Raw genomic sequence first — 15,939 nt, forward strand, 5'->3', positions numbered from 1 at the left:
GCACCAGTTGTGGAGTGTCACCTCGGCAATTCCGCTCGGTGGCACCGCTCGGCATTGCGCGCGCCATCAGCGTGCAATCCTCCACCTGCTTGGGCAAAAACGTCATCTGTGCATGTGTGACCCTGCCCGGTTGTTGCACCTCTCTGTCTGCCGCGCTCGGAAAAGGCACTGGAAAACTCCAACGTTAGACCGCCCAGTAGTCAGCTATTCAGGTCAGGGCCAGGACCCCCGCACCGATGACCGGTCCGCGCGTCCGCTCGAAGCCGGGCACAGGGCTCCTGCTTCTTTTTGGTTGAAAATACCTGGTCGCTGCCCGTGACAGACAAAGCGACGCCAGTGGTCCGACCGACGTGTTCGATGCCGGCGGTGTGCTCCCGCCCGGAGCTCAGCGCATCGCAGATGCGCCTCCTCCCGTTGGGCCAGGCATCGCGCGGGCAAGCCCACCCGATGCCCGCCGTCCGTCGAGCGCCCGGTTTGTGTGACCTATACTTTGCGACTGGTGCAACTGGCAGCGATGAAGGCGTCGATCTCAGAGACCTGCTGTGGAGAGACCCGCAGCCCCAGCTTGCTACGCCGCCACAAGAAGTCTTCGGCCGTGCGCACCCATTCCTGATCCATGGCCCATTCGAGTTCCCGGGCCGTGATCGTGGCCCCAAAGGACTGTCCCAGATCGCTTTCGGATTTGGCATCGCCCAGAACGATCCGGGCTTCGGTTCCATAGGCCCGGATGAGTCGGCGCGCCCAATAGGGGGTTAGAAACGGATAGCTCTGCTCAAGCGCCTGCACCTGCGCCCCAAACTCGTCCACGCCAAAATCGCCACCTGGCATTGCCACGCCTGCCGTCCAGTTCGACGCGAGATCCGGAAATACCGCCTGGGCCTGTGCCATCGCGGCTTCGGCCAGTTTGCGATAGGTTGTGATCTTGCCTCCGAATACGGTCAGCAAAGGCGCGGCGGCCTGATCCAGATTGAGCACATACTCCCGGGTCGCGGCGGTCGCAGAACTGGCACCGTCGTCATACAGGGGGCGTACCCCTGAATAGGTCCACGTGATGTCATCCCGGCTGATGGGGTGTTCAAAGTACTCTGACGCAAATTTCACCAGATACTCCTGTTCGGCCTCGCTGCAGGTTGGGGCCGTGTCGGGGGAATCATGATCGGCATCGGTGGTTCCAATCAATGTGAAATCTTCTTCATAGGGGATCGCAAAGATGATCCGCCCGTCCGTGCCCTGAAAAAAATAGCACCGGTCATGATCAAACAGCCTGTGGGTCACAATATGGCTGCCGCGCACCAGCCGTACGGTTTCACGGCTTTTGATCCCCAACGGATCCTTCAGGACATCCGCAACCCAGGGGCCGGTGGCATTGACCAGCATGCGGGCGCGGTGCGTCTGGATGGTGCCGGTGGTTTGGTTCTGGACTTTGATCACCCAGAGATCCTGCTCCCGGCTGGCGGACACCACCTTGGACCGTGTCAGAATGTCGGCCCCGCGGGCCTGTGCGTCCCGCGCGTTCAACACGACCAGGCGGGCGTCCTCGACCCAGCAATCAGAATATTCAAAAGCCGTGCTGAATTCGGGTTTCAACACCTGCCCGGCAGGGTCTTGCGTCAGGTCGATCTTGCGGGTGCCTGGCAAGATGCCGCGCTTACCCAGGTGATCATACAGAAAGAGACCCAATCGGATCAACCAGGCCGGTCTGCGCCCCTTCATCCAGGGCATGACCCACGTCAACAAGCGCGAGGTCGGGGTGTCGCTTTCAAACCGCATGTCGCGATGATACGGCAACACAAATCGCATCGGCCATGAGATGTGGGGCATGGCGCGCAGCAGAGTTTCCCGCTCGACCAATGCTTCGCGCACCAGGCGGAATTCAAAGTACTCCAGGTATCTGAGTCCCCCATGAAACAGCTTGGTCGAGGCCGACGATGTAGCCGAGGCCAGGTCATTCATTTCGGCCAGTGTCACGCTCAATCCACGGCCCGCCGCATCGCGGGCAATACCGCAGCCGTTGATGCCACCGCCGATAATGAACAGGTCCTTGATTTCACTTTCAGACATTTTCGGTCCTTTCGGCTTGGGAGGCGACAAGGATCTTGGTGCCAGCAGCGCTGGCGGCTTCGGCGAAATCGGACGGGACGGGGCGGTCGGTAATCACCATGTCCAATTCGGAAATCGCGCAGATTCGTACCGCTGCGGTGCGCGAAAATTTTGACCCGTCACAGACCAAAATGCGTGTGCGGGCATTTTGCAACAGCGCGCGGGCAACCGTGACTTCGCGTGCATCGTGATCCAAAATTGCCCCATCGGTGTCTAGGGCCGAAGCCCCGATGATTGCGAAATCGGTTTTATATCGGGAGATGAAGGCCGCCGCATCTTCTCCGACAACCGCACCATCGCTTTGCCGGACAGCACCGCCCACCAGGATCAACTCTCTGAGCCGGGCAGACATCATGAGGTTTATAATGTTGATATTATTGGATAGAACCGTGAGCCCCTGATGATCTGACAGCGCGCGGGCGACCTGTTCCGTCGAGGTGCCGATGTTCAGGGAAATCGAACAATGTTCGGGGATGTGTTCGGCGACCAGCGCGGCCATGGCGTGTTTTCCGGCGGCGTTGAATTGGCGTCGCTCATCATACCCGCGCCCGGCCGCCGCCCCCAGCGGAACCGCGCCGCCATGGACACGGGACAACAAGCCCCGGTTGCTCAGGTCGCGCAGGTCCGATCGAATGGTCTGGCTGGACACTGACAGACGCTGGGCCAGATCATCGACTTCGACCTGCCCGTTTTTGGTCAGGAGCGCAATGATGTCACTATGACGGTTCGGGGCGTTCATGTCTGGGGCTCGCATGGTTTTGAGACCGTCAGGTACTTTCATTTCCTTTCGTTGTCACGCATTTATTTTCGTTTTGCTTTGGTTTGTGTCCCCCGCGTGCATCCGGGTACCTGCAGCGCAGGGCCAACGGGCCCCCCAGCATCCTTGGATGTTGGGAGGGACGGGCGGGAGAACTCCGGTTCGGATGGGCTGTCAAAGACTGGCGAGAAAGCGCAACAAGGCGTCGCGATCTTCGGCAGACAGGGAAATCACCGCATCCCGGGATGCGCGCGCTTCGCCGCCATGCCACAGAACCGCCTCCAACATTGTACGGGCACGTCCGTCGTGCAAGAAGCCCGCGTCGGGTGAAACCTGGGTGGTCAGACCGAGCCCCCACAAGGGCGGGGTACGCCATTCCCGTCCGCTGGCCAGCCCTTTGGGCATGTCATCGGCCAATCCGTCACCCATGTCGTGAAGCAGCATATCGGTGTATGGCCATATCAACTGAAAGCTCTGTTCCGGTTGATCCGGCAGCTTGTGAGTTACGAATTTGGGGCGGTGGCAGTCGGCGCAGCCGCTTTGGTGAAACACCGCCTTACCCCTCAGAACTTGGGGGGCATTGGCATTTCGTCTGGCTGGCACTGCCAGATTGCGGCTGTAGAACGTGATCAAGTCCAGCCCGATGTCGTCGATCTCTGTGAAGCGTGCATCATCGTTGCCATGCGGGGCGGCCTGACAGGCGGGTTGGGCGGCGGTACAATCGCCCCATGGATCAGGGTGCATGGACGATGAGATGCCGATGTCGAACGAAAACGCCGCTGCAGACTGGTCCCGAACCGTAGGGCTTGCTGCCTTGAGGCCAAAACGGCCCAGCACTGTCCTTTGGTATCGATCAGACCAGACCAGATTGGCGCGTCCCGAGATGCCGTCCGCGTCGTGATCGTCGGGGTCTGCTCCGGCCAGGATTTCGGTAGCGGGAATGGCCTCGAGCAATCCCAGACCAATCATCTGGGGTGCGACCCGGGGGGAAAGACGGGCGCCTTTGGCAAAAGGCCCCCAACCAAGGTCGACAATCTGGTGATCGGGCACGCGCAGATGTACCGTCATCCCATCGGCCAATGTGACAGGACGTTCGCTCCATTGGACATCAATGCGACCTTCGGCACGCAGTCCGGGCAGGCTGTGATCCTGAATCTGACCTCCATAAACAGGATCTGGGGCAGAGGCGGTTATGGACCTGTCCGTTGCACCGATTTCTGGCACCGAGATCTTGAACAGCAGCGACCCGCTGTCGCCCGTTTCATCAGGGGCCGCGCCGCGACCGTCCCGGATGTGACAGGATTGGCAGGCGCGGGCGTTGTACAGCGGTCCCAACCCATCGGAGGCTTTGGTCGATGAGGGCGAGGACACCCAAAGTTTTTCGAAAAATGCATTGCCCAGTTGAAACTCGAGCTTTTGCTCAAACTCCATGTTGCCAGAGGGTTGCGAAAACGCGTCCTGCCCAAAGACGTCACCGCCTGTGGCCGCGCCACCCGGGTAGGCTTCAAAAGCTTCGGGCTCCTGCGCGGTGACAGGTCGCTCAACTGCAATCCGGGCTCGGTTCTGTTCCTGCTGGGTCCAGGGCGCAACAGCCAGATGCGACCAGCCCGGGTCAAACTCCTGACTGACCGCCGGGTCTCGATCCTGGTCTGCGGTGTTTTCGCTGGCCAGCGCAATACTGGAACAGGAAACACAGAGCGTCGCAAAAAAGGTAACCGCGTGTTGCACCATAATCATGATATAGTCCGGTTTGGATGTAGAAACAGGCTTACAGGACGCAGTGCCCCTTGCCAAAACGAAAGCGGCCCGGACCTGGTCCGGGCACGCCGTTGCCGGGTTGCAGGTGCGCCGGCTGTTACCCGCCAAACGGCAGGATCAGGTTGATACCGATCACCGTGTCCTTGACGCCTGAATTATCAACACGTGCCAGTGCGCCGCCAACGGTCCAGCCATTTTGCAGTTCGTATTCCGCAGCCAGTGACGCCAGCTTGGTCTCTCCCGACGTGTCCAGATCCGCCTGGGCCAGGGTGCCTGACAGGGTGACTTCGCCAATCGCGTAAGCCGCGTTCAACGTCACATAAGTTGCATCATCGACGGTGCCACCAAAGTTCGAAAACCGAGCCACCTCACCGAACATGTCCAGCCCGGAGTCAAAGCTGTGGCCGATCCCAACCACGAGGCCCTGTTCATCGTCCACATCACCGACGCCAGCGCTCAGATGGCGGGCACCGATCTGGTAATAGGTGTCTCCGACTTCGCCATCCCATTGAATGGCAAAATTGTCGAGCTCGCCGGTATTGCCTGCGCCACCAGCGGCGACGGTATTGCGGCCCCGATCAAACCCGACAGACCGGCTCAGTCCGGTGTCGTCGGCATAAAAGACCCCAAAGGACAGCGTGCCAGCCCCGTCAAACTGAACGTCGGCCAGGATCCCAATCTGCTCGATCAACTCATAATCTTCGGCCAGCGTACCCCCAAAGAAACCGGCGGTATTGTCCCAGGCTGACCCAAAGACCGGATGCAGTTTGCCCAACGAAACGGTGGCGGATTGACCAACGGCAAAGAACAGGCCCAGCTCTTCGATATAGGCGCCAAAGTCGTCAAAGCTGCGATCGGCTGTGGCATCGGTCAGGGACTCGGCTGTGAGGGTAGAGAATACGCCGATCCCATTGCCAAACGTATAGGCACCGCTGAACGTCATAATGGCATAGGTGTCGCGGATTTCATTGGCCGCGACAGGAGAGGACACGATTTGTTCGTTTCCGATCTCGATTTCTCCTTCCCATTCGAAACTTTGGGCAACAACGGGCTGTGCCAGCAAAAGAGCTGGGGCGCTGGCCAGGATGGCCAGGGTAGTGGGCTTTTTCATCTTGTCTTCTTCTTGAGTTTGGAGGGGGTTGCAGCGTTACGTTATGTTATAACGTAACATGCCTACTGGCCGCCTTGAAAAGCATCAAGGCGAATCTGCGCTGAGCTGCGATATTGTGGGCAGGACGGGTATTCGGCAGAACTTGGGTAAGTGCCGGGCGACCGTCCCTCCGATCCAAAGATCAAAAATGCGAAAACTGAGTCGCATGCATGCGACCGATTTCGACCAATTTGACCTGAACTAGATCTATTTTGTCAGGATCAACTTCCCCGCCCGAGTGATGCGCAGGGAATAAATTTGACCGTTCAGCAGAATCCGCGCCTGATTTCCGCCCTTGGTCAGTTCTTCGGCGTGAAATGTGGGGAATACTTCGGTTGCGGTGGACACGGTGTCTCGGACGATTTGATTCATGGCATCAGCCTCGTTGCGGATCACATGGGGCCCTTGGCATCCGCTAGAACGGGTGCGGGGCCCCTATGGGGTTGCGTTGATGGTCGTGGCTTCCCGATTCCAGATCGGGTGGCTGATGTGTAATACCTGATTGATATAGTCAGCTTTGTCAATCTGACTTTTTTACTAAGGTATTATTTTTTGACAAACACTTGGTGATCAGTGTTCGCCAAGGCGCTGTATTTGTGCTTCAACTGAAACAATCCAGGGGGCGACCGGCCTGAAATATCAGGTTTTTTCAAATCTCCCTTTGGTTTCAGAGAGAATTTTACGCATTATGGGGCAAAGCTTTTGGGGATTGGAGACATGAAACGTATTTCACTCGTGCTGCTCTTGCCGTTGATTTTGACGGCTTGTGGCGGCTGGAAGCAACCGACAGAAGAGCGGCGCGCGACCAAAGAACGCTGCGTTGCCGGTGACTATGACGCCTGTGCTGAAATCGGGCATCTGGCCCGCGAAGAGATGAACGGGCAGGTGGTGGAATAAGACGCCAGTCTCTTGTGGTGTCGGGTTTTCCGACGACGGATTGAAAAAAAAGCACCTCGCAGCGATGCGGGGTGCTTTTGTGTTTGTGCAAGGATCAGATGTCGACCACCGGGATCGGTCAGTCCCGGGTGCCCGAGAACCGGGTTTGCCAATCTTCGCGTTGATCGTCGGTGATCTTGGCAAACAGAACTTCGGGGACGACAAATTCATGTCCCGGTGTCAGCGCGGACAACGCGGCCGGCACATCATCGGGCCAGCTGTCGTCGGTGCATTTCATCGACTCGAGCATACTGGCCGAGGCCTGTGGAATGAACGGCGCGCTCAGCACGGCATAAAGCCGAACCAGGTTCAGGCCCAGCCGGACCTGCGCAGCGGCCTGTTCGGGGTCGGTTTTGAACACGGACCATGGCGCGGTATTTTGCAGATATTCATTGCCCGCAACCCAGATTGCACGCAGCTCTTGGGCGGACTTGCGAACTTCCATAGCTTCCATATGGGCTTCATAAGTGCGGACCCGTGCAGTGACCTCGTCGATCAATGCCTGTTCCTGCGGCCCATATTCGGCACCCTCAGGCACCGCTTCGCCAAATTTCGAGCGACAGAATTTGGTGATGCGGCTGACAAAATTGCCCAGCACATCCGCGAGATCTTTGTTCACCGACTGCTGGAAGTTTTCCCAGGTGAATTCGCTGTCGCTGTTTTCCGGAGCATGGCTCAACAGCCACCAGCGCCAATAATCGGCGGGCAGGATCTCCAGCGCCTGATCCATGAACACGCCGCGCCCTTGCGAGGTCGAAAACTGACCGCCATCATAATTCAGGTAGTTGAAGGATTTCAGGTGGTCGACCATCTTCCATGGCTCGCCCGAACCCAGAATGGTCGCCGGGAAGCTGAGCGTGTGGAAGGGCACATTGTCCTTGCCCATGAACTGGACATAGCGCACGTCATCGGCCCCTTTGTCGGTGCGCCACCACCGTTCCCAATCGGCGTCTGTCTTGCCATTGGCCTCGGCCCATTCACCGGCGCAGGCGATGTATTCGATGGGGGCATCGAACCAGACATAGAACACTTTGCCTTCCATGCCGGGCCAATCATGGCCACCCTTTTTCACCGGGATACCCCAATCCAGATCGCGGGTAATGCCACGGTCCTGCAATCCGTCACCGTCGTGCAGCCACTTTTTGGCGATCGAGGTTGTCAGAATAGGCCAGTCGGCCTTGCTGTCGATCCAGGCGTCCAGATCCTCCTTCAGAGAGGACTGGCACAGATACAGGTGTTTGGTCTCGCGCACTTCCAGATCGGTGGACCCCGACACCGCGCTGCGTGGTTCGATCAGATCGGTCGGGTCCAATTGTTTGGTACAGTTTTCACACTGGTCGCCGCGCGCCTTGTCATAGCCGCAGTTGGGACAGGTCCCTTCGATATAGCGATCGGGCAGGAACCGGCCATCAGCGTTGGAATACACCTGTTTTTCTGAGACTTCGCGGATCAACCCTGCCTCTGCCAGCTTGCCTGCAAAATGCTGGGTCAGCACGTGGTTCTGCGGGCTGGAGGATCGGCCAAAGTGATCAAAGCTCAGGCAGAATCCCTTGGCGATCTCGGCCTGGACAGCGTGCATCTCGGCACAATATTCGGCGACCGGCTTGCCGGCCTTTGCGGCGGCCAGCTCGGCCGGGGTGCCGTGTTCATCGGTGGCGCACAGGAACATGACTTCATTGTTCCGGCACCGCTGATACCGGGCATACAGGTCCGCCGGCAGCTGGCTGCCCACAAGGTTGCCCAGGTGTTTGATCCCATTGATATAGGGAATTGCCGAGGTAATGAGAATCCGCGCCATTTTTATCCGCCGTCTGATGTGGTGCGGGCGTGTTTACCGCAGCTATGGGTATGCGTCACCCCCGAAACGAAGCCCATTTGTACACCGGGGGGGAAAGTCACGTCTTTCTCACTGTGTCAGGCTGGGCTGCCTGGGCTAGCGACGCTCGCGCTGACGTCGCAACAACCGGCCGACCACAAAGGACGTTCGCGGCGAATAGACATATTTGGTCCGGTCTTCGGGGGTTGGGCGGGCCCGCATCCGGGTCAGGCCAAAGATGATCAGCACCACATGGCCCAACGCGATGAATCCGAACAGGGCTCCGGGGCCATAGGCCTCGATCAGGCTGGAGGCGACATAGGGGGCGGCAATGGCCCCCAACGCAAAAAAGAACATCAGCGCGGCGGCGAGCTCGATTCGCTGCTCTGATGTGGCAAAGTCATTGGCGTGGGCAGCCGAGACAGAAAAGATCGGAAAGGTGGTAAAGCCAAAAAAGACCGCCGACAGCATGACGCCAGTGATGCCTGACGAACTGGCCATCATGGTGATGCCACAGGACACAATGGCGACGACAGACAACCAGATCAGCACCCAGCGGCGGTCGTATTTATCGGCTAACCAGCCCATCGGATATTGCGCCAACGCACCACCCAGAACAAAAGCCGCCAGGAAAAACGCGATCTGCCCGATCTCTAACCCGACTTCCTGGCCGTAAATCGGACCGACCATCCGAAAGGATGCCGAACTGAGCGCCGCGACGATCACACCGGCCACGGCCAGAGGCGAACAGCGCCAGGCCAATTTGGGCCGCAGACGGGGCGCATCGGGTGTTTCGGGCTGGCTCGCCTTGGTCAGGGTCAATGGCAACAAGGCAGCACAGCACAGGATTGCCAACAGGTTATAGGACACATAGCTGGCCGGCGGCAGTACGGCGATGATCAACTGGGCTCCCAGCGATGCGCTCATGTCGACGATGCGGTAAACCCCGGTTGCGCGGCCGCGGTTTTCATTGGTGACCTTTGAATTCAGCCAGGCTTCGATCACGGTGTAACAGCCGGCCACGCAGGTGCCCGACGCAATCCGCAGCATCGCCCAGACATAAGGGTCTTCGGTCAACGTGTGGCCGATCAACCCCATGGCACCCAACGCAGTACAGACGGCAAAAGCACGCGAATGCCCGACCGACCCCATCAACCGCGGGGCCCACCAGCAGCCAATGAAAAAGCCCAAGAAATGCGCCGACCCCAACAGACCGATCTGTCCCTTGTTAAAGTTCAGCGACAGGCCGGAAATTGCATCTAGCGGCCCGACCCCTCCGGTCGAGAGCTGCAGCAGAATGACGGACAAAAACAGGGCGGCAAAGGAAATGATCAGGCGCATGACGTCACACCATGGCGCAAGGTGGGCGGGCCGCTTGGGCTTTTTCGACGTATTGATGTCGCGAATGGGGTATTGTCATCACTTCGTCGCCTTATTCCGTAACATGGATCACGGCGCGGATGTCGATCTGTACCTGATCGGCAACCAGCTTGGGAAATCCGACCGCTCCGAATGCCTGCCTGCTGATACTGCCTTTCAATTGAATGCTCAACCGGTCCAGGGCGTCCGGCGCGCTGCCTGCGGGGCGGTAGATATCAGCGCTCAGGGTGATTTGACGGGTCACGTCGCGGATGGTCAGGTCTCCGATCACCGCGGCCCCGTCTGACAATCGCCCACTGGGTGCCAATCGGATTTGCGTGGATCGAAAACGGATCATCGGATAGTGCGCCACATTCAGAACCTCTGGTCCGGTCAACGCCTGTGTTGCCAGAAATATCCCGGTACGGGCTTTGGCTACATTCAGATCAACGGCCACGACCGCCCTGTGCAGGGCCTTGGGATCAATCCGGATATCTGCCTTGTGAACAGGGATGGTGCCGCGCTGTTTGCTTCCCTGCAGGTCAAATAGGAACCCGACCTGCGACTCCCCTTGTACCAACTGATACTGCCGCATTTGCGCCAGGGCCGTGCGGGGTAGGGCGATCAGCCCGGCCAGTGCTGCGATCGCTTGGCGTCGATTTGGAAATGTCACGTGATGCGCCCCTTTGTGTGTGACCGTAACATCTTTCCGCTCGCTGTCAGCCGGGGGTCACTGTTTTGTCAGGTCCAGAGAGCCGCCTTCCTGCTTCTTTCTGGTTGGAAATACCTCGGGGGAGCCGCAGCAGAGCTGCGGTGGGGGCAGCGCCCCCAACAGGTTGGCGTTCTCCCAGTTAGCGGGTCAGACCGTTTCCGGCTCCACCAGGTTCATCCCGGCTCCGGGGGCCCGCTGCTGCAATTGCCAGCCGCGCGGTGGCAGGGTCCGGGCGCGCAGCCGCTCCAGATGCCAGATCCGCAACCGGGCCTGATGACACGGGGTCATCCGCCAGCGGCTTTCGATGCCCTGCGCCCCGCCCTCGCCGGGGGTCAGCAGCAGCCCCAGCGGTGCAGGCCCCAGGGTGCCGCCCTGTTCGGCGGCCAGATGCAGGCGGCGCACCGGGGTCAGTGCGGGCGGTGCAGGCAGGTCGGCCACAACCAGGGGCACCGCTCCTGCGCGCAGCGCCTCTTCCATCGTCCACAGCAGATCGTTGGCCCGCGCCGCGCTGACAAAGATGAACCGCCCCGGGTCGACAAAATCCCGCATCCCGTCCGGGTTCAGCTGTCCGGGTTCCCAGGTCGGAGAAATCCACAGCACCGGCCCGCTACAGACAGACGCCAGCCACAGCGCAAAACTGCGCCGCGCCGCGCCGCACGCCTCATGCACCCGCGCTTGCGACAGGGTGATTCCGGGCAGCAGGGTAAGATGCGGGCGCGCCCGCTCTGGCGCGCGTCTGAGCAGATGAGTCGACATGAGAGCACTTTACTATGTTCCAGTTATGTTCTCAATATTCTTTCACGACCTCTCAGACCACAGGAGGAGCCCCGCCCCTCGCGCATCGTCGCAACGCAACCAAATCGACCGTTTCCCTTACTAAAAGGGCTGGGCGGCTGGTGGCCATAACGAAGCGGGCAGCGTCGAAATCTGATGCCTGGGGGACCGGGCGGTCGCCACCGCCATCTACACCACAATCTTCATCGACATCAGCGGCGCGAAACTGGCCGATGCTGCGTGCGATCTTGTCGAATGTCGTGATGTTTCACATTTGAAGCCCGACAGCGCTGTCCGATCTCCCTCAAAGATTTTGCCCCCAGAGATTTCGGCCCCAAAGCCCGGTGCACCGACATCGACACCGACGACCAAACTGGGTCCCGGTTCAGCCCTTTTCAACCGTGGGGCCGTCCTGTTTGACCCATGCGCTGAACCCGCCTTCCAGATGCATCACGGGCTTCAACCCCATGTCCTGGGCGGTGCGCGCGCTCAGCGCCGAGCGCCAGGCGCTGGCGCAATAAAACACATAGGTCTTGTCCTGATTAAAGACCTCCTTGTGATAGGGGCTGTCGGGGTCGATCCAGAACTCCAGCATCCCGCGCGGGCAGGAAAAGGCACCGGGGATCATGCCGCTGCGTTGCAGTTCCCGGATGTCACGCAGGTCGACAAACACGTAATCCTCGTTGTCATACAGGGTTTTGGCCTCGGACACAGACAGGGTTGTCACGACCTTGTTGGCGTCGTCCACCAGGGTTTTGATCCCTGTGGTGATGGTTTGGGGCATGGCGTTCTCCTTGGCTGTTGTGTTGCAGGCTGGCGCAAACAGGGCGAAGGCTCAATGCCAAAACGGGGGGCTTGTGGTCGCGCCCCAGAGCGTTACCTTCACAGCAACCGCGAACAAAGAAGGAATGTCCCGATGAAAATGAATCCGCTGGGCCGGACAGGGATGATGGTCTCTGAGTTGTGTTTGGGTACCATGACCTTTGGCACGCAAACCCCCGAAGACGAAGCCCATGCCCAGATTGACCGGGCGCTGGCGTGTGGGGTGAATTTCATCGACACCGCCGAAATGTATCCGGTAAACCCGATCAGCCCCGAAAATATTGGGGGCAGCGAGGCAATCATCGGCAATTGGAACGCACGTACGGGGCGGCGTGGCGATTACATTCTGGCCACCAAACACTCGGGTGAAGGCATGAAGCACGTGCGCGACGGGGCACCGATCAGCGCGGCGACCATTGCCCCCACGATCGAGGCCTCGCTGCGCCGGCTCAAAACCGACTACATCGACCTCTATCAGTTTCACTGGCCCAACCGGGGCAGCTATATGTTCCGCCAGAACTGGACCTTTGACCCATCCCGCCAGAACCGCGAAGAAACCCTGGCGAACATGGCCGAATGCCTGGAGGCGCTGCAGGAACAGGTGGACAAGGGCAATATCCGCGCCTTTGGTCTGTCGAACGAAAGCGCCTGGGGCACGGCACAATGGCTGCGGATTGCCGATGCGCAGGGCGGGCCACGAGTGGCGTCGATCCAGAACGAATATTCTCTGGTTTGCCGGATGTATGACACCGATCTGGCCGAGCTGAGCGTAAACGAAGATGTTGGGCTGTTGGCGTTTTCGCCGCTGGGGACCGGATTGTTGACCGGCAAGTATCAGGGCGGCGCACTACCCGAAGGGTCACGCAAGACGATTAACCCGGAGTTGGGCGGGCGCCATTCGGACCGGGTTTATGACGCGGTGGACGCCTATCTGGAGATCGCGGCGCGTCATGGGCTGGACCCTGTACACATGGCGCTGGCCTGGTGTCGGACGCGGCCCTTCATGGCTTCGGCAATCTTTGGGGCGACACGGTTGGCACAGTTGGATCACATCCTCGGATCAACCGATCTGGAGTTGAGCCAGGAGGTTCTGGACGAAATCAATGTCGCGCACCGGGCGCACCCGATGCCCTATTGACCGGATGCGGCCCGACCGGACGCTATCGGCAAAGGCTTCGATTTCACAGGGGGTGAGAGGCGTGCCAGGGCACGCCCCCTCTGCGTCAACGACCGGGTGGTGGTTTCCTTCGACCGCGGTGCCAATCAAACTTTTGCCGGATCCCGTTCATGATGAGGTTCCCAGCTTGGAGGCGTCACGGGCGAGGGTTTCGATTCCGCTCCAGTCCCCAGCCGCAATCTTGTCCTTTGCCGCGACCCAGCTTCCGCCTGCGCAGATGACGTTTGGGAGGTCTAGATAGCTTTTGGCGTTCGCTGGGCTGATACCGCCTGTGGGGCAGAAAGTGATTTGGGGAAGGGGGGCACCGATAGCTTTCAGCGCGGGTGCACCGCCCGAGGTCTCGGCGGGAAAGAATTTGAGCATGTCATAGCCGCGCGCCAACAGACGCATCGCTTCGCTTGCAGTTGCAGCGCCAGGCAAAAGCGGCAGATCCGCCTCTTCGCAGGCCTTCAGCAATTCATCCGTTGCGCCGGGGGAGACGCCAAAGGTTGCGCCAGCCTGTTTTGCTGCGCGCACATCTTCGGGGGTGACCAAGGTTCCGGCCCCGACATGCCCACCCGGCACCTGGGCCATGATGGCGATGGCATCCAAGGCTGCTGGCGTGCGCAGCGTGACTTCCAGCGCCGGCAATCCACCTGCGACCAGCGCCTCGGCCAGGGGGCGGGCGCTGGTGATGTCGTCGATCACCAGAACTGGAACAATAGGGGCGAGCGCACAAATCCCTCGAGTCAGCTGGCTTGCATCAGATGGCGTAAGTGTCATGGCGATCAGCCTCCGAATATGGTTGCGCCTGTGTTGGCGGCACTGACGGTGTTGCGGAACATGGAAAACAGCTCGCGGCCCGTGCCTGCTTGGTTGGCGGACAGATCCGCCACCTCGGCCGGGCGATCAAGGACACCTGTGGTCAGGATGTCCAGCGTTCCGGCCACGGCATCCACGCGCAGCACGTCACCGTCCCGAAGTTTTGCGATGGGACCGCCATCGACAGCTTCGGGGCAGACATGAATGGCGGCTGGCACCTTGCCGGATGCACCAGACATGCGCCCGTCCGTGACCAGCGCAACTTTCTGGCCCCGTCCCTGCAGGATCGAAAGCAGCGGCGTCAGGCTATGCAGTTCAGGCATGCCGTTTGCTTTTGGTCCCTGAAAGCGCACGACCACAATCAGATCGCCGTCGAATTCCCCGGCCTTGAACGCTGCCTTGACGGCCTGTTGGTCGGCAAACACCCGTACGGGTGCTTCGACCACCTGATGTTGGGGAGCCACAGCCGAGACTTTCATCACAGCGCTGCCCAGCGATCCGGTCAATAGGCTGAGACCCCCGGTCGGTTGGAACGGATCGCTGGCCGGGCGCAGGATCTTGTCGTTCAGGCTGTGATCTGCGCCGTCGCGCCAGCCCAGCGTACCGTCGGCAAGCACCGGATCCCTGGCGTAGTGTTCCAGCCCGGTCCCAACCACCGTTTGTGTGTCGGGGTGCAGCAGGCCAGCGTTCAGCAAATCGCCGATCAAATAGCCCAGACCGCCCGCAGCGTGGAAATGGTTCACGTCTGCTAACCCGTTGGGATAGACCCGTGCCATCAAAGGCGTCACCGCCGACAGATCTGCAAAATCCTGCCAGTCCAGCACAATTCCGCCCGCCCGCGCCATCGCGACAAGGTGGATCAGCAGATTTGTCGAACCGCCCGTGGCATTCAACCCGACGATTCCGTTCACAAAAGCCTTTTCGTCCAGAATGTTGCAGACTGGCGTATACTTGTCGCCCAGGGCGCTGAGGCGCAGGGCTTGCCGACTGCCTTCGATCGTTAGCGCATCGCGCAGTTCGGTGTTTGGCGGCACAAAACTGGAACCGGGCAGATGCAGCCCCATGAATTCCATCAGCATCTGGTTGGTGTTGGCGGTGCCATAAAAGGTACAGGTGCCAGGGCCATGGTAGGCCGCAATTTCGGCAGCCATCAACGCATCACGGCCAACTTTTCCGGTTGCAAAGTCCTGACGGACCTTGGCTTTTTCATCATTTGCCAACCCGCTGGTCATCGGACCTGCTGGCAGGAAAACGGCTGGCAGATGGCCAAAGGTCTGGGCTGCAATCACCAGTCCGGGCACGATCTTGTCGCAGACCCCAAGAAAAACAGCCGCGTCAAAAGTATTGTGGCTCAACGCCACCGAAGCCGCCAACGCGATCACATCCCGCGAAAACAGGCTCAATTCCATCCCGGCTTCGCCCTGGGTGACACCATCGCACATGGCAGGCACGCCGCCCGCGACCTGTGCTGTTCCCCCCACATCGCGGGCCGCCTGCCGGATCAAATCGGGATAGCGTTCAAAGGGCTGATGCGCAGACAGCATGTCATTGTAGGTCGTAACAATGCCGAGATTGCCAGATTGCCCATCACACAGTCCTTCTTTGTCAGAACCGCTTGCCGCATAGGCATGGGCCTGCCCACTGCAGGACAGATGCGCCCGGGCCGGACCTTTGGATGTGGCCTGAGCCATGCGCTCCAGATAGGGTTTCCGGGTTGCTTGGCTGCGGGCAACGATGCGTTCGGTGACGCGGAGGAGCGTTGGGTTCAGGGTCATGT

General features: G+C 59.8%; 14 protein-coding genes. 2 read left to right on the plus strand and 12 right to left on the minus strand.

Going from position 1 to position 15,939, the window contains the following annotated elements:
• Positions 1 to 483: 483 nt before the first annotated feature.
• The 5 genes from glpD to hemP form a co-directional block, all read right to left on the minus strand.
• Positions 484 to 2,061, minus strand: a complete 1,578-nt coding sequence (gene glpD, locus QEZ52_RS07030; protein ID WP_406648878.1) for a glycerol-3-phosphate dehydrogenase — start codon at positions 2,059 to 2,061, stop codon at positions 484 to 486.
• Positions 2,054 to 2,839 (minus strand): DeoR/GlpR family DNA-binding transcription regulator, encoded by a 786-nt coding sequence (locus tag QEZ52_RS07035; protein WP_406650372.1) that lies wholly within the window; start codon positions 2,837 to 2,839, stop codon positions 2,054 to 2,056. Before QEZ52_RS07035 ends, glpD begins: the two co-directional genes overlap by 8 nt.
• 192 nt (positions 2,840 to 3,031) lie before the next feature.
• Complete coding sequence (locus QEZ52_RS07040; RefSeq protein WP_406650374.1) at positions 3,032 to 4,588, minus strand: di-heme oxidoredictase family protein; 1,557 nt, start codon at positions 4,586 to 4,588, stop codon at positions 3,032 to 3,034.
• Between the two features lie 124 nt (positions 4,589 to 4,712).
• Positions 4,713 to 5,726, minus strand: coding sequence for a porin (locus QEZ52_RS07045; protein ID WP_406648879.1), 1,014 nt, complete (start codon positions 5,724 to 5,726; stop codon positions 4,713 to 4,715).
• Between the two features lie 246 nt (positions 5,727 to 5,972).
• Complete coding sequence (gene hemP, locus QEZ52_RS07050) at positions 5,973 to 6,137, minus strand: hemin uptake protein HemP (RefSeq protein WP_406648880.1); 165 nt, start codon at positions 6,135 to 6,137, stop codon at positions 5,973 to 5,975.
• A 345-nt stretch (positions 6,138 to 6,482) separates the two neighbouring features.
• Between hemP and QEZ52_RS07055 the strand changes: the two genes are divergently transcribed.
• On the plus strand, positions 6,483 to 6,662 hold the full coding sequence (locus QEZ52_RS07055; protein WP_406648883.1) for a hypothetical protein: 180 nt from the start codon (positions 6,483 to 6,485) through the stop codon (positions 6,660 to 6,662).
• 118 nt (positions 6,663 to 6,780) lie between these two features.
• Here QEZ52_RS07055 and metG read toward each other — a convergent pair whose 3' ends face one another.
• From metG to QEZ52_RS07080, 5 genes are all read right to left on the minus strand, one after another.
• Complete coding sequence (gene metG, locus QEZ52_RS07060; RefSeq protein ID WP_406648886.1) at positions 6,781 to 8,499, minus strand: methionine--tRNA ligase; 1,719 nt, start codon at positions 8,497 to 8,499, stop codon at positions 6,781 to 6,783.
• A gap of 135 nt (positions 8,500 to 8,634) precedes the next feature.
• Complete coding sequence (locus tag QEZ52_RS07065) at positions 8,635 to 9,858, minus strand: MFS transporter (protein WP_406648888.1); 1,224 nt, start codon at positions 9,856 to 9,858, stop codon at positions 8,635 to 8,637.
• Positions 9,859 to 9,949: 91 nt separating this feature from the next.
• Entirely contained in the window at positions 9,950 to 10,549 is a 600-nt protein-coding gene (locus tag QEZ52_RS07070; protein WP_406648891.1) for a YceI family protein, read from the minus strand.
• Positions 10,550 to 10,735: 186 nt separating this feature from the next.
• Positions 10,736 to 11,344 (minus strand): ImuA family protein, encoded by a 609-nt coding sequence (locus QEZ52_RS07075; RefSeq protein WP_406648892.1) that lies wholly within the window; start codon positions 11,342 to 11,344, stop codon positions 10,736 to 10,738.
• 403 nt (positions 11,345 to 11,747) lie between these two features.
• On the minus strand, positions 11,748 to 12,146 hold the full coding sequence (locus QEZ52_RS07080; protein ID WP_406648893.1) for a rhodanese-like domain-containing protein: 399 nt from the start codon (positions 12,144 to 12,146) through the stop codon (positions 11,748 to 11,750).
• A gap of 132 nt (positions 12,147 to 12,278) precedes the next feature.
• On the opposite strand from QEZ52_RS07080, the gene QEZ52_RS07085 reads away from it, so the two are divergent.
• Complete coding sequence (locus QEZ52_RS07085; protein ID WP_406648894.1) at positions 12,279 to 13,322, plus strand: aldo/keto reductase; 1,044 nt, start codon at positions 12,279 to 12,281, stop codon at positions 13,320 to 13,322.
• A gap of 147 nt (positions 13,323 to 13,469) precedes the next feature.
• Here the strand turns inward: QEZ52_RS07085 and eda are convergent, their stop codons facing one another.
• Together eda and edd are read right to left on the minus strand one after the other, a co-directional pair.
• Positions 13,470 to 14,123 carry a bifunctional 4-hydroxy-2-oxoglutarate aldolase/2-dehydro-3-deoxy-phosphogluconate aldolase gene (gene eda / locus QEZ52_RS07090; RefSeq protein ID WP_406648896.1) on the minus strand — a complete coding sequence of 218 codons (654 nt, stop codon included), beginning with the start codon at positions 14,121 to 14,123 and terminating at the stop codon, positions 13,470 to 13,472.
• Between the two features lie 5 nt (positions 14,124 to 14,128).
• Positions 14,129 to 15,937 (minus strand): phosphogluconate dehydratase, encoded by a 1,809-nt coding sequence (gene edd / locus QEZ52_RS07095; protein WP_406648898.1) that lies wholly within the window; start codon positions 15,935 to 15,937, stop codon positions 14,129 to 14,131.
• Between the last annotated feature and the right edge of the window lie 2 nt (positions 15,938 to 15,939).

Source organism: Aliisedimentitalea scapharcae (assembly GCF_045277565.1).
GTDB classification, from domain to species: Bacteria; Pseudomonadota; Alphaproteobacteria; order Rhodobacterales; family Rhodobacteraceae; genus Aliisedimentitalea; species Aliisedimentitalea scapharcae.